The organism is Pseudomonas sp. HK3, from assembly GCF_052920985.1.
Window position 1 is genome coordinate 314043 of record NZ_JBREXD010000002.1, and the last position, 18966, is coordinate 333008.

General features: G+C 37.9%; 20 protein-coding genes. All 20 read right to left on the reverse strand.

Annotation, left to right across the window (positions count from 1 at the left end; all coding sequences use genetic code 11):
* Positions 1-99 precede the first annotated feature (99 nt).
* The 20 genes from ahpC to ACU6U9_RS12475 all read right to left on the reverse strand — a co-directional run bounded on the left by ahpC (position 100) and on the right by ACU6U9_RS12475 (position 18962).
* The gene (gene ahpC, locus ACU6U9_RS12380) at positions 100-657 is read right to left on the reverse strand and encodes an alkyl hydroperoxide reductase subunit C (RefSeq protein ID WP_446735346.1); all 558 of its coding nucleotides are present in this window, start codon (positions 655-657) and stop codon (positions 100-102) included.
* 356 nt (positions 658-1013) lie between these two features.
* A complete protein-coding gene (locus ACU6U9_RS12385; protein ID WP_446735347.1) occupies positions 1014-1442 on the reverse strand; it encodes a glycoside hydrolase family protein in 429 nt (142 codons plus the stop codon).
* An 11-nt stretch (positions 1443-1453) separates the two neighbouring features.
* Positions 1454-1966, reverse strand: coding sequence for a UpxY family transcription antiterminator (locus ACU6U9_RS12390; RefSeq protein WP_446735348.1), 513 nt, complete (start codon positions 1964-1966; stop codon positions 1454-1456).
* A gap of 38 nt (positions 1967-2004) precedes the next feature.
* Positions 2005-2565: a helix-turn-helix domain-containing protein gene (locus ACU6U9_RS12395; RefSeq protein WP_446735349.1), complete on the reverse strand. Its 561-nt coding sequence runs from the start codon at positions 2563-2565 to the stop codon at positions 2005-2007.
* 397 nt (positions 2566-2962) lie between these two features.
* Entirely contained in the window at positions 2963-3319 is a 357-nt protein-coding gene (locus tag ACU6U9_RS12400; protein WP_446735350.1) for a hypothetical protein, read from the reverse strand.
* Positions 3320-3334: 15 nt separating this feature from the next.
* Entirely contained in the window at positions 3335-3814 is a 480-nt protein-coding gene (locus ACU6U9_RS12405) for a hypothetical protein (protein WP_446735351.1), read from the reverse strand.
* A 164-nt stretch (positions 3815-3978) separates the two neighbouring features.
* The gene (locus ACU6U9_RS12410; RefSeq protein ID WP_446735352.1) at positions 3979-4380 is read right to left on the reverse strand and encodes a DUF4332 domain-containing protein; all 402 of its coding nucleotides are present in this window, start codon (positions 4378-4380) and stop codon (positions 3979-3981) included.
* 16 nt (positions 4381-4396) lie between these two features.
* The gene (locus ACU6U9_RS12415) at positions 4397-4873 is read right to left on the reverse strand and encodes a hypothetical protein (RefSeq protein ID WP_446735353.1); all 477 of its coding nucleotides are present in this window, start codon (positions 4871-4873) and stop codon (positions 4397-4399) included.
* A 59-nt stretch (positions 4874-4932) separates the two neighbouring features.
* The gene (locus ACU6U9_RS12420) at positions 4933-6063 is read right to left on the reverse strand and encodes a hypothetical protein (RefSeq protein ID WP_446735354.1); all 1131 of its coding nucleotides are present in this window, start codon (positions 6061-6063) and stop codon (positions 4933-4935) included.
* A gap of 25 nt (positions 6064-6088) precedes the next feature.
* Positions 6089-6832 carry a hypothetical protein gene (locus ACU6U9_RS12425; protein ID WP_446735355.1) on the reverse strand — a complete coding sequence of 248 codons (744 nt, stop codon included), beginning with the start codon at positions 6830-6832 and terminating at the stop codon, positions 6089-6091.
* The gene (locus tag ACU6U9_RS12430) at positions 6825-7094 is read right to left on the reverse strand and encodes a hypothetical protein (RefSeq protein WP_446735356.1); all 270 of its coding nucleotides are present in this window, start codon (positions 7092-7094) and stop codon (positions 6825-6827) included. The genes ACU6U9_RS12425 and ACU6U9_RS12430 overlap by 8 nt, the downstream gene beginning before the upstream one ends.
* 69 nt (positions 7095-7163) lie before the next feature.
* On the reverse strand, positions 7164-9446 hold the full coding sequence (locus ACU6U9_RS12435; RefSeq protein ID WP_446735357.1) for a WD40 repeat domain-containing protein: 2283 nt from the start codon (positions 9444-9446) through the stop codon (positions 7164-7166).
* Positions 9395-9832: a hypothetical protein gene (locus tag ACU6U9_RS12440; protein WP_446735358.1), complete on the reverse strand. Its 438-nt coding sequence runs from the start codon at positions 9830-9832 to the stop codon at positions 9395-9397. The genes ACU6U9_RS12435 and ACU6U9_RS12440 overlap by 52 nt, the downstream gene beginning before the upstream one ends.
* A gap of 318 nt (positions 9833-10150) precedes the next feature.
* Positions 10151-12001 carry a tail fiber domain-containing protein gene (locus ACU6U9_RS12445; RefSeq protein ID WP_446735359.1) on the reverse strand — a complete coding sequence of 617 codons (1851 nt, stop codon included), beginning with the start codon at positions 11999-12001 and terminating at the stop codon, positions 10151-10153.
* Between the two features lie 216 nt (positions 12002-12217).
* A complete protein-coding gene (locus tag ACU6U9_RS12450) occupies positions 12218-13183 on the reverse strand; it encodes a hypothetical protein (protein WP_446735360.1) in 966 nt (321 codons plus the stop codon).
* A gap of 51 nt (positions 13184-13234) precedes the next feature.
* A complete protein-coding gene (locus tag ACU6U9_RS12455; protein WP_446735361.1) occupies positions 13235-15490 on the reverse strand; it encodes a PDC sensor domain-containing protein in 2256 nt (751 codons plus the stop codon).
* A 193-nt stretch (positions 15491-15683) separates the two neighbouring features.
* Positions 15684-16301, reverse strand: coding sequence for a hypothetical protein (locus ACU6U9_RS12460; RefSeq protein ID WP_446735362.1), 618 nt, complete (start codon positions 16299-16301; stop codon positions 15684-15686).
* A gap of 74 nt (positions 16302-16375) precedes the next feature.
* On the reverse strand, positions 16376-16993 hold the full coding sequence (locus ACU6U9_RS12465; protein WP_446735363.1) for a hypothetical protein: 618 nt from the start codon (positions 16991-16993) through the stop codon (positions 16376-16378).
* Positions 16994-17676: 683 nt separating this feature from the next.
* Positions 17677-18153: a hypothetical protein gene (locus ACU6U9_RS12470; RefSeq protein ID WP_446735364.1), complete on the reverse strand. Its 477-nt coding sequence runs from the start codon at positions 18151-18153 to the stop codon at positions 17677-17679.
* 404 nt (positions 18154-18557) lie between these two features.
* Positions 18558-18962, reverse strand: coding sequence for a hypothetical protein (locus tag ACU6U9_RS12475; protein ID WP_446735365.1), 405 nt, complete (start codon positions 18960-18962; stop codon positions 18558-18560).
* Positions 18963-18966: the final 4 nt, after the last annotated feature.

Below are 18966 nucleotides of genomic sequence, written 5' to 3' on the forward strand. Positions count from 1 at the left end.
CCGATCAGGCTTGGCCATGAGCCTCTAAGCACTCGGTATAGGGTATACACCGGCCCTTAACAGGCTTTCACTGTTTTCGTAAATCAGATTATTACGAATTTAGATTTTACCAACTAGGTCAAGAGATGGTGCTAGAGTTGCTTCACCTTCTTTCCATTTAGCAGGGCATACTTCACCTGGGTGGTTACGTACGTATTGTGCTGCTTTCACTTTACGCATTAGGTCTTCTGCATCACGACCAATACCTTCAGCAGTGATTTCCATCGCTTGAATCACGCCATCAGGATCAACCAAGAATGTTGCACGATCAGCAAGGCCTTGGCCTTCACGCATCACACCGAAATTGTTCGTGATGTTGCCGGTTTGGTCGCCTACCATGAAGTAGTTAATTTTACCGATGGTTTCAGAGCTGTCGTGCCATGCTTTGTGCGTAAAGTGTGTATCCGTTGATACAGAGAATACTTCAACACCTAGCTTTTGTAGTTCTTCGTACTTATCTGCCACATCACCTAGCTCAGTAGGACATACGAAGGTAAAGTCAGCTGGGTAGAAGAAGAATACAGACCACTTACCTAATGCATCTTTTTCAGAAACGTCTACAAATTCGCCTTGTTTAAAAGCAGTTGCATTAAATGGCTTAATTTCAGTGTTAATCATGTTGTCATCCTATTGATGGTTGGTTACTCAATTAGATTCTTGCTGCGAATCCATGAGATGTATTCTGGGGGATGATGGTAGATAGTAGAAATTGATAATTTAAATAAACCTGATAGCTAAATACTATCGACAGACATATATAAATAGTCGTATGACTAAATAACGAGAACGTAACCAGAGGGGCGTACTAAAGGCCTCTAATAATAAACATGAATTCCTGCCTAAATTTTGTACTCCCATATAATCTAAAAGGGATTATGTTAATAATATCGGATAAAACTACTAACAAAAAAAGGGCTGTCCTATTTAAAGAGCAGCCCTTGATTAAAAATCAATAATTAGCTTAAAGTGCTTGTTTATCCAACAAGCATCATTTCCGATAGTTCATTCGCTCGACTACCCACCTGCTTCGACCACCTTGAGTTTAACATTTCTGCTGATGCTGTCTTATAGTCATGCTGAGCAAGTGCTGCTAACATATTTTTAAATTGCAACAATCTGCTGATGCCTAAGTTAAAAGCCATGTTCATTAACACGATTTTTCTATTATCTGATAGTCCGCTTAAAACTGGGATGTTTTTTTCAAGCTCAACTTCGATTCTGGCTAGATCGTTATCTAACATATACATCGCCTCATCTTCACTGATGCCTAAGTCATCTAAATTTCGGCCGATTCCAATAGTTTGTTTACCTTCGGTACACTTATATAAACGAAGCTCTAAACCTTCATGTCTTGTAAGTTGTTTTTTTAACTTTTCTTGCGATTCTACATCTAAAATTGGCATATCATTTTCCTTTATAATTTCAAAATATTATTAATAGGCACATTTACTTGCAGTGTTCGCTCCAAGTAATTAATTTCTATGGCTACCTTTAAGTTAAGCTGATCTTTGACCAGCTCACCTTCTAGGCCTTCCATAGGGCCTCCAATAATCCTTACTTTCTCACCCTTCACTAAAGATTTAGCCTTACTTGTGGCAAAGCTATCCCCTTCCAAAATTGCCTTAACCATATAAATTTGTTCCTCTGGCACGATATTTGGGTATTTACCAAATCGAACATATTCTACAAAACCGGGCATTTTCTTAATGTTGTCGAACCCGGACTCATCGTGTTTAACAAAAAGATAGTTATTAAATAATGGGACTTTTTTTATTTTTTTACGATCGCTCCACGTTTTCACTTCATTTGTCATTGGCAAATAACTCTGATAGCCAAGTGATTGTTGAGAGCTAAAGCCCATAAAGTGCTGTTCAAGCTTCAACTCATAAAACCTTTTGGTGTAGACAACATACCAATTTTCACTCATGTATTTCTCCAATACGTAATAACTAAATCAATATATAATCAAAATAAAGTATTTATTTTTCTTTGTTGCCTTGGTGAAATATCATAGTGCTTTTTATAAGCCGTTGAGAAATTAGCACAATTATCAAAACCAACCTCGAAAGAAACTTGTTGAATAGACAAATCTGTGGCCAATAACAGTGCCTTTGCTTTAATCATTCTACGCTCACGCAGCCATTCAAAAACACCTTTACCTTTTATGCTTTTGAAAGAATAGGCTAACTTGCTTCTATTCGTTCCCATTGCATATGCAACGTCATCTAGCATATGTTTTTTGTTAAGTCTCTTTTTAAGATATTTACAGGTTTCATCTACAATTTTTTTCTCTTTATTTCTAATTTGACGATTTTTATGAGACTCAATACAATGATATTTTGTTTTTTTTATAGGTACATTATCAATATCATTTATCAATGAACCTTCTCTATTAAATCTTTCAAAAAATGAATTTGAAGGCGATGAGAAACAAATATCGATAAAATCACCGACCATATGAGAATCATCTACATTATTAACATGATGTTTATTTTCTTGATTTTCTTTAATTTGAAATCGTCTCATTTCTCATTCCCTTGCAAAGACATCAATATCAATATTTTTATTAATCGAATAAAAACTAAGAAAAATGCCATACAGTATTGTATTTTTTGTGCCACGAATCACATTACCAAATGAATAACGACGTATAATTCATTCAATAGATTTCATTAATCTAGATTAATTAATTTATTTTTATATTTCTTTTACAAGCGTAATATTTATTTTTATTTACGTAACTTGTGAAAAAATATTTATAGATTCAACCTAAAAAATCAAATCTCCTCATAGAGTAATGAGTCTAGATTCATAGATATATTACAATCTATTACACATCCACCAAGCTCTATGATTAAAGAAAGCAACAAAAAATAGGCATAAAATAGAGGGTTTAGAAAAACATCAAAACAATCACCAAAATTTAATCGGGTATATCACCACCATTAGGCTTATGAGCCCATTTCTCTAGCTTTAAAATTCGCTTTTCGTATTTATCCAAAAGTTTTTCTAGACCTTCATATTTCATTATTTTATCTCGACCAAAGTTAGGATTGCTTGCTGCTTTTTCAATACTGACGGCATGCGCCGTCATAACTCGATTAAGAGGAGATGATATATCCAACCCCATTTGGCGCACGGATAAACTTAATGCCATCAATATAGCGCAAAATGCTAATGCCCACCTTGGCATTGCAGACATTGCTTTGCCTTCAAATTCAGCTTGTGTTTGCTTTCTATAACCACTTTTTTTAGCTGGAGATCTACTTGTTGTTGCCATAATTAATACGTCCTTTTAAGGGGTTTTGTCTGTGTATTCTTTCTCTTGGTAAGAAATATATTTATTTGATAAATTATAATAAATAATTTTTGCCACACTAAATCTTAGTAATAAGTCATCCGTATTGACTTTATTAGTTTCATCAATTGTCAGTTCTAATAAGCATTGATCATCATCAAGATTTAAGGTTGAATTCAAAAGATAAAGACAGTGATCACTTCCATTATGCAAAGCAAATGTAAACATAGCCTCGGCCAACTCTTGGTCATTGACACCATCACCGTCAATTTCATCCCATACTTCTCTGCACAGAACACACTTGATATATTTTAAAATTTCATCATAACTAAAACCCAGTTTTCGCATATTTTTCCAACATAACTGGGTGTGATGAAAATAATCATTTTTAATAGAGTAAATATTAGAAATACCACTATATCTTTTAAAATTATCATTTTTGAATATTTGATTAAACGCTTTATTAAAATCTGCCATAGAGCCAGCCCTCATTATTATTAAATTTGACTGACTTAAACTAACGATAAATATATTTAAACAAGATTAAGCCATGATAAATAATATAGATGAGAGGTTAAGTAGATTGTTTTTTATGCGTAAGATATTACTTTGAATACGTATGTGTTTTCTAAAAAAGAAGACTAAAATATTATGGCAGGTAATGATTTGGCTTGCTCTATCCAACTTATTACCTTTAATAAACCAGGTAATTTTCCTCCGCCGCCCCCATCAGAATTAATTAAAATTAATGTATTATTGAGTTCATCAGCATTACATGTTGCTAGCTTTGAGGTGCTAAAAATATCGGCTTTTTCTAGTAGTAATAAATAATCACGATTTATACCTTTTACTCGATACATATCTTTATGGTTTAGCCATCTCAATAATTTATTAGAATCGACCCCTGTTTTACTTGCTATTAACCTACTGGATCTTGGGTCTAATACCAATATTCTAAATCGATTGAGTGAGTCAATACCCAGCTCTCGCAGCAGCTTAAATTGAGCACTATAAACACGGCTATTATTTGAAATTTCTTTCATAATAATCCTTGTGATTTTAATATTTACAAGATGAGAAAAGAGAGATTAAACTTGCATAAAAAGACGTTAAACTGCTGATATTTTTTCTTGGTCCTGTACTTGTAAACTTAACCTGCAGTGTCACTTTAGCCTGCGAAGCCGAATCAGATAGGTTTTGTGAATCGACACCAGGCACATTTGCTTTTGCTAGAATTTCAATTTCTGTATTGGCTAATACCACAGCACCCGCTGGAGGTAACAATTTCTCACTTAAAGGCTCAATTTTTGTTAATTGATCACACTGAATCATACCTCCTTTAAAAGATGAAAATTCATAATTGGTTACAAATGTTGCCATCCAGTTTTCAATATCTTTTTTAACCAATACCGGCTTACCTGCCACCATCAATTTTTGCTCTGTGCCACCAGGGATATTTGCAACTGTGGTCACTAATATTTGACCGTCTGGCGCTGTAATTTCAACCATGGCACCATCCACACATACTTGTTCCATATACACCCGCCATTAAGGTTTTTACTTAAGCAATCAAAATTAGATTATTAATTTATTACTCACACTGTACTTTCTTGTTGGTTAGATGAAGGTTGTTGCTTTACTGGGGTTTCTTTCGGGGGCGATTCAATAGATTGACGAACTTTATCGATTACTCGATCCATAATTGAAAATAGAAGCTCAATGTTATATCCCATCAAAAAGGCCAAGGCCATGGGCGATAAACTGGCTAAATTAGACGCATCATCTGGCTGAAAAAACCACCCTATAATCATGCCGCCTAGCGCACCTAACGTTAATCTAAGTCTAAATTTAACTTCACTATCATGACTGTAAGTACGCGATTTAATTTCATGCATCAAATTACGTAAAACGTAAATAAAAGCACCAAAAAGGCCATACAATAAGGGTAGGAAATAATTTTGAAAAGCTTCTAAAATGAAGTCTGCCGCCAAAATATAGCCAAATAAAACCATGCGAACCTGATGCAGGTCTCGATCTAAGGCCAATTTATTTAATTCTTTTATATTATTTATTTCATCTTCTTCAAGTAACTTTTTTCTTTGTTCATATTTTGCCTGAAAGTATTTTGGCATCTCGTCGTTAAACGTTGCCCCTAGCAACCAAACATGATTCCAAATCATCAAAAGCTTATAATTTGCATCTAACTTTTGATTCTGAACTTGTAATTGGATAGGTAATTGAGGCTCACCTGGTTCTGGTAATTTTCCCTGATCGATTAAGCTTTGCGTATATTCACGCTGCTCAAATAAATCTTGAAGATTTGTGCGTAAATCATGTCCTACCAACCAATAAACTTGGCAAATGAGCAATACAATAAGGGTTATCATGGTATAGCGTCTGTACCAGCTAACTGCTTTATCTGCATCACTTCTTACTGTTTTTTTACCACCGGTATCTAATGGAAATATGGCATTTAAACTATCAATATTAACAGGGTGTGCCTGAGTGGCTAGTTTGTCATACGTCAATAAAAATTCATTTTCTTCTTGAACTGTCCATTCCTTTTTAAGCAGGTTTTGCTTTGCCGACACCAATACCCCTGTCAATTCTGGGTCTAGTTCGACACTGCCACTTTTTGCTAAGTGAACAATTAACTTTTGGCTATCATTAATTGCCTGCATCATATCGGCTGAAATAGGTAACTTGGTTGTACTTTCTATGTTCATAGTGAATAAACTCAATTATATGGGACTAAATTCCTGCGCCTAAGGTAAGGCCTAAAAAGGCAGCCCCTAATATTGGCCATAAAGAAGGCGCCTTAATTTCGACGACTGGGGGCTTTTTCAATAAAGCAATATACTCTTGATTCAACGCTTGATATTTTAAAAAGGCTTCATCGTAACCCTTTTCATAAGCTTGACTCTTTTCACTTTCTAGCTTTAAAACACTGTCTTTAAGCTCAATTACATTGCCATATAATGCTTCATTCTTTTTGTACTCTTCGATCTCTTCTTTAAACTTGATCATATTGTTATGTTCTATAATGAATGTTTCTGTAAACCAAGCGGGGATCACGTAATAGGGTAAGGTGAGTGTCTTATCTTCGTTAATCGCAATATTTGTAATACCAAAGTTTTTTGCTTTAATAACTTGTGGAAAAGCCTTAGAGAAACTATTTTCTAGTGCTACTTCTGTATTTAAGTGGCGTACTTCTACTTGTTGGTTTTTACGCTCATCTTCAAGATTATTAATCGTTAATTGATGCTGTATTATTTCTTGATTTTTTTTATTAATTGTTTGATATAGTTTGTCCTTCAAGTTATCAAGTTCAGACACTTTATTTTCTAGTTGGGCTTTATCACTAGAAAGGCTTTCCATCTCTGATTGGACTCTTGCTAATTCTTCTTTATCTAAACTACGGGCAGTAATAAAAACCAAGGCCATAATAGTCATTACCACTAAAGCCCCACCAAATAACAGGGCCTTTTTAATCATAATGGGCCTCCAATGTTGTATCCGTAATTTTCAAGCCAAGAGCAGATGCAATTTGAACCAACTGGGTTTTATCCCCTTCTTTGTGTTGATAATGCACTTTGTGGCCATCTGGTACGGCATCACTAAGTTCAATGTATACGAGTCCATTTGATTCTAATGCCTGCACAAGTGCCTTGATCATAGAGCCAGATGCAATGTTCATTTTATTAATTTCCATCATGTTCTGGCTAAATAGTGTCTCAACTTCTTGGGTATTCATCATCGTCTTTTCCTTTGATAAAGTACTTATGATTATTTTGGAGTCTATGAAGATTACATAGGACGGTATCGTTTATTTAATATCAAAAACAGAGAATCGGGCATCACCAGCACCACTGGCAACGTAAATTCGTTTTAAATCTGATGACACGGTTACTTCATTAATAAGCGCAATATTTGTAGAGGACCACCACTGTGTGCCGTCTTTAATATTTATAATTTTAAGCACGCCGTTGTATCCACCTGCCACGACATAATTAGGATCAGCAGTTGGTTTTACCTGATAGACATAAGCAGAAAATGGTTTGAATTTACGATTTAAACGACCACTAGCAACATTGTACACATAGAGGTGGCCATCACTAAAACCACCACCAACGTATACTTCACTGCCATCCTCTGATGGGGTTGGACTGTATGTTGCGCTGGCACCGTCTATTTTTATGGTTTTAGACGTGCCTTTTTTCACATCAAATACTTGCACATCTTGTTTTTTGTAACCGGTAGCAACCGCTAGGTATTCGCCATTGTATGAGCTGCCGAGCGTCCTATTACCTATTCGGCCTGATACTGTAATTTCAAAACTTTGAATAATTTTTTTACTTATCATATCAAATATATTTAGCTTATTACTGTATCGAGTAACACAACGGTTACCTGCAGCAGTAAAGAAAAAGTCATTGACGTTTTCAAGGAAGATTGATGATTCGTTCGTATCAGAAAGCTTATATAGACTGCCATTCATACTGTAAAAAAGCGCATCATAGACAGTTGAATATTCGACATGCCCAGGGCGTGCACTTAAATTTATTTCACCCACTTTCGATTTTGATGACAAATTAAATAATTTAATATTGTTAGAGCCATTTTCAAAGTAGGCAAGCGCGCTCATGTCAGCCGCTTTTAAGTGATCAATACTGTATACACCATGACCCGCAAAATTTTCCATGTGTATTAAAGTCGGTTTAGTGGATAATGTTTGATACTTTATGGGAGCGGCTACTGGGGTAAAGGCAACAGGAGCAATAGCAATTGGGGGAACATCAAGCGGCGCCATTTGCATCGCAACTGGCTCCATCATTAATGGGATTGCTTCTGGGATAGATTCTGGGATTACATTATTATTTAACGAAATCTGTTGGTTAATTTTGTTATTTAACCAGCTTTCGTCTAGACGAATCTTATTGTCCGTCATAACTAAGCCCTCACCCAGATGAGACTCCAATAGGTTAACTACCCACTCTTGATTTGATGAAATAATGTTATCTTCGATGGTAATGCCATCACCAGCACTAATCTGAGTAACTTGCTTAATCCAGCCTTCATCTGCTGAGATGATGTCATTATTTATGGTAATACCGTTGCCGGTGCTCAGTTCAGTCCGCTCTTTTATCCACGCTTCATCGGCTGAGACAATATTGTTATCAACGGTTATACCAGCACCGGCATTAACTGGGTTTAATTGTTTAATCCAATCTTCGTCGGCTGAAACAACACCTTCATCAAGCCTAATACCATTGCCTGCGGTGAGTTCGTTTAAACTACGGATCCAATTTTCATCTGCCGAAATATTTAATCCATTGATAATAATGCCGTTACCTGCATCAAAATCATTTAGGTCATTTCGTTTTTTCCAGATAATTCCATCATTTATCGCACTAACACTCCAATAAGTATTGGCGTATTCATCGCCACTAATAACCTCAACAGAAATACCAATGGCCATTTCTCCGTCAATGTCGTTATCTAAGTCTTCTGCTATTTCCCAAGGTAGAGTTGCATTTGCGATCCATACTGTATTTTCGTTCGCGTTTTCTTGATTGGTCAGTAAAACGCGATCACCATCTTGTATTTGATAACCATCTATCTCTTGCACATTACCACGATCAACCGGCTCAATTGCGACAACACAAACATTATCACGAAATTTTAAACCTGCTTTTATCAAGGCTAACTTGTCATTGATTTCCTGCTCTTTTTGACTCATTACATGAGCCAATTGCTTGGGTGATATGGCTTTATCACCTATCTCTGACTGAATAGCCTCGTTAATATTGGCAAAGCGGGTAATGCCAGCCTGGGTCTCTGACGCATGTGATAAGTAATCATTGGATAGCGTGCCACTGCTAATATTGTCGGCGATAATACCTGTTAAACCCGAGCCATTACCAAAAAAGCTATTAGCGGTAATATCTAACGGCAAGTGATCATTATTTAACTTTCCGCTGTTTATTTTTTCAGCACTAAGACTAGGAACAAGGTGATCTGGTAACACACCTGAAATATTATCTGGATTCAAATCCGTTATATCAGCACCATTCGCGCTAACACTATTGACGATGATATTTGAAGGCAAACGGCTATTGCTAATTTCACCTTCAATGTGGCACTTGCCATTAAATGGGTTAAACCTGAACCATCGCCGCTTACTGCCACCACAGATATTTCGTCCGGTAGCCGTTCATTAGAAAGCTTGCCTAAATTTATTTTACTGGCATCAATATTTGATATAACAGAATCAGGTAAATTACCGAGTAAATTAGATGCCGTTAAATTGATTAAACCAGAACCATCTGCAATTATGCTGTTGATATTCATATTTTGAGGGAGTCGTTCACTGCTTAACTCACCTGAATCTAAATAGGCGGCATTTGCACTAAAATCAATTAACCCTTCAAAATCAACTTGTGACGGAGTACTGCCACTTTCAAATTTTTTCTTTATTTCATCTTTTTTTGACACGATGGCATCCTATTTAAATATAAACTAAAAATATAAAGTTAAAATCATATAAATCATTTGGATTTCGTTCGTACTGCATCGGTAAAACACAGCTCCGCCCTGTAATCACAATGGATACTTCGATTGTGGCATTAACGATTTTTCAATAACTGCATTACATTTACTTTATTGATACTTCACAGCCATACCGTAAGTGTACCCATGATGAAGAATCTGGCTTCTATTTGCGTAATGAATAGTTTTGATTGCGGAATTTCTAATAGTAGAAAATAATGAACACTTATAATTGCGTAATAATCGATTTATATATTCATATTTTTAAGACTTTCTTAATAGTGACTTAATTTGCAATCCTTGGTCTTCAACTTTTGCATTAAGATGCTTCACGGCCTCGATAAGCGGGGCCACTAGCTTGCTGTAATCAACGGATTTATATCCATTGGTATCTTCACTCACAAGCTGTGGTAATACGGCTTCGATCTCTTGGGCAATCACACCGATTTGTGACCCTTCTTCACGATTACGTTTATTGTTTTGCCAATCAAAACTCACACCATGAATAGCATTAATAATCGAAATAGGATCTTGTAACGTTTGAATGTTTTCTTTTAATCGTACATCTGAAGATATATTCCAAGCATTGGCTAAGGCATCACCATTCACATGAAATTTTGCTGCTGGACTATGAGTATTAATACCCACGTTACCTGATGCATTAAAAATAATATGGTCATCCGCATCATTACTAATGCCAAATTCTAGTAATGTATTTTCACCTTCGCTTGCATAATGCCGAATCCAAGCTGCATCGTGCGTACCACCGCCAATATCATTGTGAAAATTGATCCCATTAGCGGGGGTATTACCAGGTGACGGAACAATTGATTGATTCACCCACAGGTTGTTTTGTGCCGTGCAGTCACCTTTAATAATGATTGGCCCCGATGCATCTGCTTTGCCAAGCTCAACATTATTATTATTGGCTCTAATCAGGTTATTTATTGTATTAAGACTCCCTTGTTGTCCATTGATGCTTTCTGACTGGGTGATAATTAAATTATTTAAATTACTCTCTTCTGTTTGTGCTCGAATCGCCTCAGCATTAATGCTATTTTGAAGATCATGCTCTATTGCTGCTAAATTTTGATTTTGGATATTAATGCTAGTTAGTAGGCTCGCTTCCGCTGTTTCTGCGCGTTGAACTTCTGTGGTTAAATTTAAGTCCACCTGATTGATTGCATGACTCAAATTTTCGGCATTGTTTTCAACGTTAATAATGGATTGTTGATTCACATTCACGCGTGTACTCAAAGCAGACAATGAGTCGTCTGATGATGTATCTATGGAGTTAATTAACGTCACAATTTCTGAAAACGAATCCGCATCGGCGCCAGCACTGCCTAATATATCGTCGATGCGTTGCGTTTGAATATTAAGTTTGCCTTCAATTTGAGTGTCGGCTGTTTCTCTGGCCGTTAATTCATCAAGTAAGGCTCGTGAAAGATCTTCTTCTGCGTTAATCGCGCGGGTTTGCTCAACTATTAACTGATTAGATAGTGCATCAACCGTATTAGACACACCGGCTATATTGTCATTAACTTGGTTATTGTGATCCGCAACTTGACTCGATATTTTAGTATTGACCCACCGTTTATTAGCAATTTCGTCTTGGATGAATTCACCATCTTGTTTAACCGCAACGGATATCTGGCCGGATTCGGGATTAAATGCCAGCATCTCTACGGATTCCCCCGTATTTAATTCGGTATGAATCACCTCTGTGGTAATAGTTTGTGCATTGGCACTGCCCGTTTGTATGGCATCACAGTGTAAAACATCTGCACTGATACTCGTCGGCTCATTGGCTAAGGTAAGGTCAATATCATTCGGTAGCCTCTGTGTATTTATGGTACCGCTGGTAATATGACTAGCGTTTAGATTGTTTAGTTGCCCACCATCCCCCATAAAAATATGGGCCGATACACTGGATGATTCAGCTTGTTGGGTTAAATCGATATTAGAGGGTAAATGTGCCACGTCTACCACGCCGCTATTGATAATGGTTGCGTTAGCAGTGGCATCAATCAATTTCTCAAAATCAGTTTGGCTTGGCGTCGCCCCCGAGGTAAATAAACCTTTAATGGTATTTAATAATTCTAGATTGGCCATGGTATTTTCCTTAATTTTAAAAATTTCAGCATGCATCACACTGCACAAAGAACCATTAGCCCAAGGCAAATTTTTAATGCGCTAAGTTAAATTGGCGAAGTGACATGATCAGGTAAGATAGGTAAAGAGTAACAGGTGGTTTTTAAAAATCTTTTGATGGCGTAATTATGTTAGGTACAATTATGCGACCTTTAAGCGAGTTTGAATTACAGGGCTTTACATTAAATAACTTGCTTGTGCGACACCTGCATAAATAATCAACGGATAGCCAAAAATAATCCCTACATTCATAACAGAGTCGATGCGATAGGCCAGCTCTTGTTTACCGCTTTTACTCAGCAATATAATCATGACGCTACTGAGCAACCCTACGCCCACAATAATGAATGTCGCCACTTGAATACGATCGGATAGTGTAAAGACAGCGTTAGATGGCAATAACAAATCGATGGTGTATTTATTACCCACACAGGCAAATAAAGCCGACATAATTAACCCCACTCGGCTATCAATCATGGTGCGATTAAAAAACGGTAATATTGAAATAATCACATAGGCCACAAAAAAACCTAAGAAGTACGTCCAAAAAATTCGAGTACCATCGCGGGTAATGGGAATAGTGACCGTCATTCTTGGGTATATACCACGCGTACCGCTTTGTAACCCAAATGTGGTTGGGTACTTATAATCAAAACTGCGAATCTGTATGGGTGCAATATGCCAGCCGGATAACACAAGGTCATCACTGATTAAGCTGTTTTTCATGTCGGGTACATACTGTATTGCATAGGAGTCGAGTTCGATACTTTCGATCTTAAGCATCATGGTTTGTTGATCAAACGGAAAGTGCTGGATATCCCAATCTTGATTAATATTGGCCGTGAATTTGGTCATGGTATGGCGGGTACCGTCGACGTTATCGATGGCAAAATTTTCACTTTCAATAATGTGCCAATCCCGTGCATTGGTGAATTCAATTTTATTATGAAATTGAAAATTATTTGGCATTTTTTTAGGATCATAAGTGGACCATATCCACGCTTTGATCGTGAACGACTTATTAGGTATATCGATATTATATAGGGATGTGACATAAACGCCGATGGGGATTTTAATACGCCCTTCACTGGCTATATGGGTTTCTTCTGCCATTGCTATTGGCAATAGTAGGCGTATTAGCAAACATACACATATAGCAACGCGAAAAAAACAATATATAAGACTCAGCATAGGCTACACCAAGATCATTTTTTTGTTAATCTCAAGGGCCATGGCATCTTGTTTAAGCTCTTGTTTTAAGTCTTTTATAAAATCAATAACGTCGTTTGCCCATTGGTTTAGGCCATCTTCTGTGGTGTATGAAACAACCAAGTAAACCTGTTCGCTGACCATTCCTGCGTGGTCACTATTCCAAACACCCTGGGCATTAGAAGACGTGGCCCCACCAAATTTTTCACCCAAAAATGCCATGGTTTTTTCGACATAAGCGGTAGAGTCGATGGCTTGATCTGTATTGATAGTGGTAGGAATATAAATAGACACTTGATGCACGCGCTCTATGCGATCAACAATATCCTGTATCATTTTTTCAGCTTCTTTATGCACTAAAAATGGCTGCTTCGTAAATTGTGTTTTTAGTGGCTGGTACGGAATTTCAAAATCGGATTTTACATCACACAACATATTATTTTTTCGGCTATTTAGTAAGGTGTATACAGTAGCTTGATCTTGACGTACGTATTGCTGTATTTTTTTCACTGCAGCAGCCGTTATATCACCGGACACATCGTCTGCTGGCACAATAACCACAATGGCTTTAATGTAACGAAACAACGGCTCAAGGTAGATGCGAATACAGTGATCAATATCCCCATTTACATCTGCGTGCATCACAATATTGCCGTATTGATTCAGTATTTTGGTCATTAACACAGAAGATTCAGCGCCATTAGGTACGTGACCAAAGTCAAAGTCGTTCCATATTTCAAATCCGTTGTGATGCTGATATTTAGGTTGATCATCTTCATACCCAAGTTGTGTCTGTATATTATTGTGAGCTGGGTATTCCATATAAACCGTTTTTTTGTCGTCCCTCTTTTTGGCAAACGCATCCGCAAAATAGCTGGCTATCTCTGATCCACTTTTGCTGTTTTTTAAACTAATGACTAACACAAATTTTGGCATGTAACGCTCAAGTGACAGGTTAAGATCGGTTAATTCGATGTTCTTTTGTTTGATTTCGTTGATCAGGGTTCTGTTTTGATCAAAGGTCTCGGTGATTTTAGTAAACCAAGGCTGCCATGCTTGAGGCAATGCATTGGTTGCATGGTGCTCATTCGCGCCTTGATTGGATATATGCTCAACCAATTGTTCCGCTGGGTAAATAAATTCACGGAACGTGGTTTTTTTCATGAATATAAGCATCACCCCTAATGCCGACAGCAAGATAATAAATACCGTACCAATAGAGGAAAATACCTGGCTAAAAAGACTGGGGGTTTTCTCAAGATATAGCGCACGCCAAGGGGCATTTTGCATACTGTAACAAATGTATTGATGCTCAGCCCCTAGTGGTCGAAGTTCTAAATCCGCGCAAGGCAATTGACCCGCTGACAGGGCCACTTTACTGGGCAATACCGTTTGTAAGTTAGTTATATGCGTCGGCTCGATACTCGGGTGTGCAAGTAACTGGCCACTGGCATTGATAATAAATAATTCGCCTTTATCTTGGCGAAAGGTTTTCACATAATCAGCCAGTTCACCTAAAGTGAAATCAATCGCAACCGTGCCTAAAAACTCGGTTTGGCGATAAACCGGTTTGGCTGCTGTGACCATCATGCCTTTACCGGCCTCATCACTGTAAATAGGCGTCCAGAATATGGTTTTAGTTGGGTTAACCTCTGGCACACCTAGTGTGTAAAAATCCTTTTGATATAAGGCAGTAGTAAATTGAAAATCATTAGAATGCACCCAAGGGTAGATATTAATAAAATGATGTTTAGAGGTGTAATACACCCAAGCCGCATTAGGGATGCTTTGTAGTGTTGATTTAAAAGCACTGTTTAAACTAAACGCCATTTCAATTTCATCTAATATCGTTTTAGGTAATTGGTTAAGATTCCCTGCCCCGGTTAAATTACCTGCATCGACTTTTGCATAAGGTTTAGGGATAGCATCAAGCGTGTATTGATCACTCTTTATATTTGATAGACCCTTTAAATATATACTGGAATGTAAGCGTGGATTTAAAAAAAAGGCTTCGGCGTCTGTTTGTAATACATTTAATAATACGGTTACGCGCACAATTAAATTATCAATGGCGACCGATTCAGTTTTAAACTGCTCAATTAATTGTTCGTTGTCATACTGCTGTTTTATCTTGGTTTGAATCACGATTAAAATAGCGGATACAAGCAGAACAGTTGCAAGTGTGTACAACATGATTTTGTTATAGCGAGCGGTAAATTTTCGCGCATGGTCTGCTTTCATGGGTAATACCTTGAAAATATTCGATGTTCATGTGATCAATGAGGGATGGGATTTAGTACACGATTAAAATCAATCTAAAAACACATGATGTATTATGATTAAATAGAATTTTTTTAGAATTAAAGATAATATTGTTTTGAAGTACGTTGCTAGAATAACGCTAATTACATTGCGTCTAATACATTTATATAAATCATATCAAGCCATCGTTTTGCATATTATTCCTAGCATTTGCTAATCGTAATCGACCACTCGCGGCATCTTTGCCCCCGACCTGCATGCCAGCCCAAGGCCCACCAGCAGGAAGGTTTGCACTATCATGTTCATTATCGGTTACTTGGCCAGCTACGCCACCACCCACTTTTCGTTGGTCGGGCCAATAAAAAAGATTATGAGGTGAATTACATATTTGTGTTAAACCCGTATGAAATACAGTATCAACATCATCTCGTGTCTGCTGTGCACCGTTCCATTTTTGTAGCTCTTGAACTACATTCCATTGCCAGCCCGGCCAACCTCCATTTATCGTGTGATTACCCACCCAATGACCAAGTTGATGAAAAACATGGAATAATCTAGGGCTCCCTCCATTTAAACCTTCAAGCGTCGTTATCGCTTGATTCCGTATCTTTGAATAAGCACGACTATGATTTAGAGTTGCTCCTCCTGGTGCTGCGTTCGTTTCACCAATGCCACCGATTAAATCATTTTGCTCGTTATTGCTCCACCCTCCACGATTATGGACGGCGGTTCTAAATTTCTTTTGTGGGCCGACATCTGCGTCGGCCTCGTATTTAATAGCGGAACCCATGATTATTTTCCTTTTTTATCTAATGAAAAGTATTCAATAAATTTTGAAATAAATTACTTTCTGAATATTAATAATTAATAGAGTCCATTAATGTTAAGTGTTGCACGTGCCGCTGCCACACGCTGCTGGTTACGTAGTAAATCATTTTGCCAACCTCCTTTGACTGTATAACCCGCTTTAACACAGGTATCTCTATCATCTGGCCCTGGCTCATTAGTATTCCCTCCCACGGCTTGTTCTGATGACCAATAAAAAAGGTTGGGAATATAATCACCCGAAATATTGATTGCGGCATCTACGGCTTCCAATACTTGCGTTCTCGTGACGGCAGGAAGTTTTGCGGTATCTTGCATATCTGCAATTACATTTGTATATGCGCCACCAATCACATACCCACCAGGTGCATTGCTAACCATGGTTAACCACGTATCCAGTTTTGCACCAATATGATGTAAAGCTGGTGCACCGCCATTAAGGCCATCCAGAACATTTGTCGCATTCGTCGTAATATCAGAATAGGACGCACTATGATGTAAATGCGCACCTGCCGGCTTCGCTGTGACCGAATAATTATTCAGCACGGTAGCAGAAGCCCAGCCAGCTGTTCGACCTGCTCTATTATGTTGAATACCGGTAACAACATTATTTGCATTCACATTTTCATTAACTGCATATTGCATGGTTGTGGCCATAAGACCTCCTTTAATAGAATGTCCGTATAGATTTAAATAATGTGGTGTATATTAAGAAGAGGACAAACGAAGATTTAAACGGTGTTTATTTCTACTGATTTCGCATTGAAGCCAGTATCTTACTCAGCCGTGAATAATGCAGACCATAAAAATCAGCGATGACCTTTTGGGTATAAGCCCCCGAATTAAAAGCCGCCAGCATGGCTGTGTTTACATCGCCTGCTTGCGCATTATATTTTCTAAGGATTTTTCCATGGGCGTTCGTTGTGCCACGGGAATCTCGCTTAGATCATATGGATTAATTGGGAATAAATTTGAATTAAGGATTTCTATCAACAAGCGATAATACGTCAAGAACCCATGCTTTACGTCTTTCGAATCGTTCCCTGCTTGAGGACGTGGATTATTTCCCGGTAACTACACTCAAATAAAAGATGGCTTATTACATAACGTACTTATAAGGTAAGATGTTTATAGGACACAGTGATTGCATATGCCCCTGTTTAGTCTGCAAACCAAACATAACAAAGTGGCGAGCTTTGTCCGTACCATCAGTGGTGCACTTGGAAGTTAAACTCGGACAGTTCACCCCAGTGGCGTGATTCATTTCACTGAATAAGGCATCCTGCGGCGTTCTGCCCTTCCTCTATTTGTTCATGTTTTAATTACCTAACTAGTGGGCTTCAGTCCTTGAATGAAATCCTCATAGCAACGTAGTCATCCTGGTTCCCGTTTTGTATGTCATCATACATTCCACCTTCGAAGTCCGTTCGCCATTGGACTGAGTTATTTTGGCCCGCCTCTTGCGCAAAATAGTTCTCATCAACAGGCCGCCCACCATTTTTAGCCGCCAGGCCGTGACCCAGTATTGGCATCCACTTAGCGTTATCCATCCAACCCGCGTCACCACCACCCGTGTTCCATTCACCGCTCTGGCTTGTTACGGCATTTGGTGCGTTCTTTTTGTGCCCACCGGCTGGACCGTATTCACCTTTGTAGTATCGTTTGGTCCAGGTGTTGTTTCCTCCCCCATGGCCACCGTCGAGGTCTTTAAACGCACTACGTTTCCCAGAGTAACTTAAATAGTTACCTGCACTATTCCGCCACACTTTTTCCTTAGCATCTCCGAATCCAGGGTCTTGTTCCACTTGGTATGCCATATTATCTCCTTAGGTATAATTTTCTCATTTCTTAGTGTGCGGCAGTGTCACCCCCCCCCCTTTTTTTTACCGCAGGCTGCCGCAGATAGTTCTAACCAGTCACAAAATTGTCTGGAACAATTTTGAACGGTGTTAGCCGACTCGAAGGGGCAAGCAGGATGCCTGCAATCAATCCTTTCACTATTAGATCAATAAAGATTATTTTTTATAAAAAATGGTGCTTTATCCATTTTCAAAGCAGAAGAACCTGATTCATAATTTGTACGCCGGAAAGTAATTTTCGCTTGATGTGAGTCAATAAAATATGGCTCTAAAGTAGCCACTGTTAAGTTAATTGGCCTTTATATAATGAGTGCTTTAAACAAGAAAAAGTAAATGTGACCTCATATAAAAATATCATCAGATTAATAAGCGTCATCTAGATGGGTAACTAATGACCCAGCAACTAACGCTTTTGTAGCTGCTCGGTTATATCCAGCAACCTCAATAGTTCCAACCCCTTCCTCATCATAATAAGTCCATGGAGCATTTTGGTACTGTTGACGCGCACCACAAGTTCTCCCATTTGTTGTTACTTTATGAGCCCAATCATAAGCTCCGTATACTGCCATATCTTGCCCAACTCCACCTTCCAAACCTGCTGCAGTCACAACTGTAGTACGACCATACTTAGGCCAATTAGCATGTTCATCTTTAGCTCTCCGCTTGGCTTTATCTTTAGCATTTTGTGCATTGACATTGGCAGTTAAATGATAGTCTTTAAAGTCATTACCATAAGTAACCGGTCCATATGTATTAATCGCAGGCATGAAT

Excerpts from the sequence above, each read along its gene's own strand:
- ACU6U9_RS12415 (WP_446735353.1), bottom strand. The coding sequence starts at position 4,873 with ATGGAACAAGTATGTGTGGATGGTGCCATGGTTGAAATTACAGCGCCA.
- ACU6U9_RS12455 (WP_446735361.1), bottom strand. The coding sequence starts at position 15,490 with ATGAAAGCAGACCATGCGCGAAAATTTACCGCTCGCTATAACAAAATC.
- ACU6U9_RS12400 (WP_446735350.1), bottom strand. The coding sequence starts at position 3,319 with ATGGCAACAACAAGTAGATCTCCAGCTAAAAAAAGTGGTTATAGAAAG.
- ACU6U9_RS12475 (WP_446735365.1), bottom strand. The coding sequence starts at position 18,962 with ATGCCTGCGATTAATACATATGGACCGGTTACTTATGGTAATGACTTT.
- ACU6U9_RS12405 (WP_446735351.1), bottom strand. The coding sequence starts at position 3,814 with ATGGCAGATTTTAATAAAGCGTTTAATCAAATATTCAAAAATGATAAT.
- ACU6U9_RS12465 (WP_446735363.1), bottom strand. The coding sequence starts at position 16,993 with ATGGCCACAACCATGCAATATGCAGTTAATGAAAATGTGAATGCAAAT.
- ACU6U9_RS12385 (WP_446735347.1), bottom strand. The coding sequence starts at position 1,442 with ATGCCAATTTTAGATGTAGAATCGCAAGAAAAGTTAAAAAAACAACTT.
- ahpC (WP_446735346.1), bottom strand. The coding sequence starts at position 657 with ATGATTAACACTGAAATTAAGCCATTTAATGCAACTGCTTTTAAACAA.
- ACU6U9_RS12395 (WP_446735349.1), bottom strand. The coding sequence starts at position 2,565 with ATGAGACGATTTCAAATTAAAGAAAATCAAGAAAATAAACATCATGTT.
- ACU6U9_RS12410 (WP_446735352.1), bottom strand. The coding sequence starts at position 4,380 with ATGAAAGAAATTTCAAATAATAGCCGTGTTTATAGTGCTCAATTTAAG.
- ACU6U9_RS12390 (WP_446735348.1), bottom strand. The coding sequence starts at position 1,966 with ATGAGTGAAAATTGGTATGTTGTCTACACCAAAAGGTTTTATGAGTTG.
- ACU6U9_RS12425 (WP_446735355.1), bottom strand. The coding sequence starts at position 6,832 with ATGATTAAAAAGGCCCTGTTATTTGGTGGGGCTTTAGTGGTAATGACT.
- ACU6U9_RS12460 (WP_446735362.1), bottom strand. The coding sequence starts at position 16,301 with ATGGGTTCCGCTATTAAATACGAGGCCGACGCAGATGTCGGCCCACAA.
- ACU6U9_RS12430 (WP_446735356.1), bottom strand. The coding sequence starts at position 7,094 with ATGATGAATACCCAAGAAGTTGAGACACTATTTAGCCAGAACATGATG.
- ACU6U9_RS12420 (WP_446735354.1), bottom strand. The coding sequence starts at position 6,063 with ATGAACATAGAAAGTACAACCAAGTTACCTATTTCAGCCGATATGATG.
- ACU6U9_RS12445 (WP_446735359.1), bottom strand. The coding sequence starts at position 12,001 with ATGGCCAATCTAGAATTATTAAATACCATTAAAGGTTTATTTACCTCG.
- ACU6U9_RS12470 (WP_446735364.1), bottom strand. The coding sequence starts at position 18,153 with ATGGCATACCAAGTGGAACAAGACCCTGGATTCGGAGATGCTAAGGAA.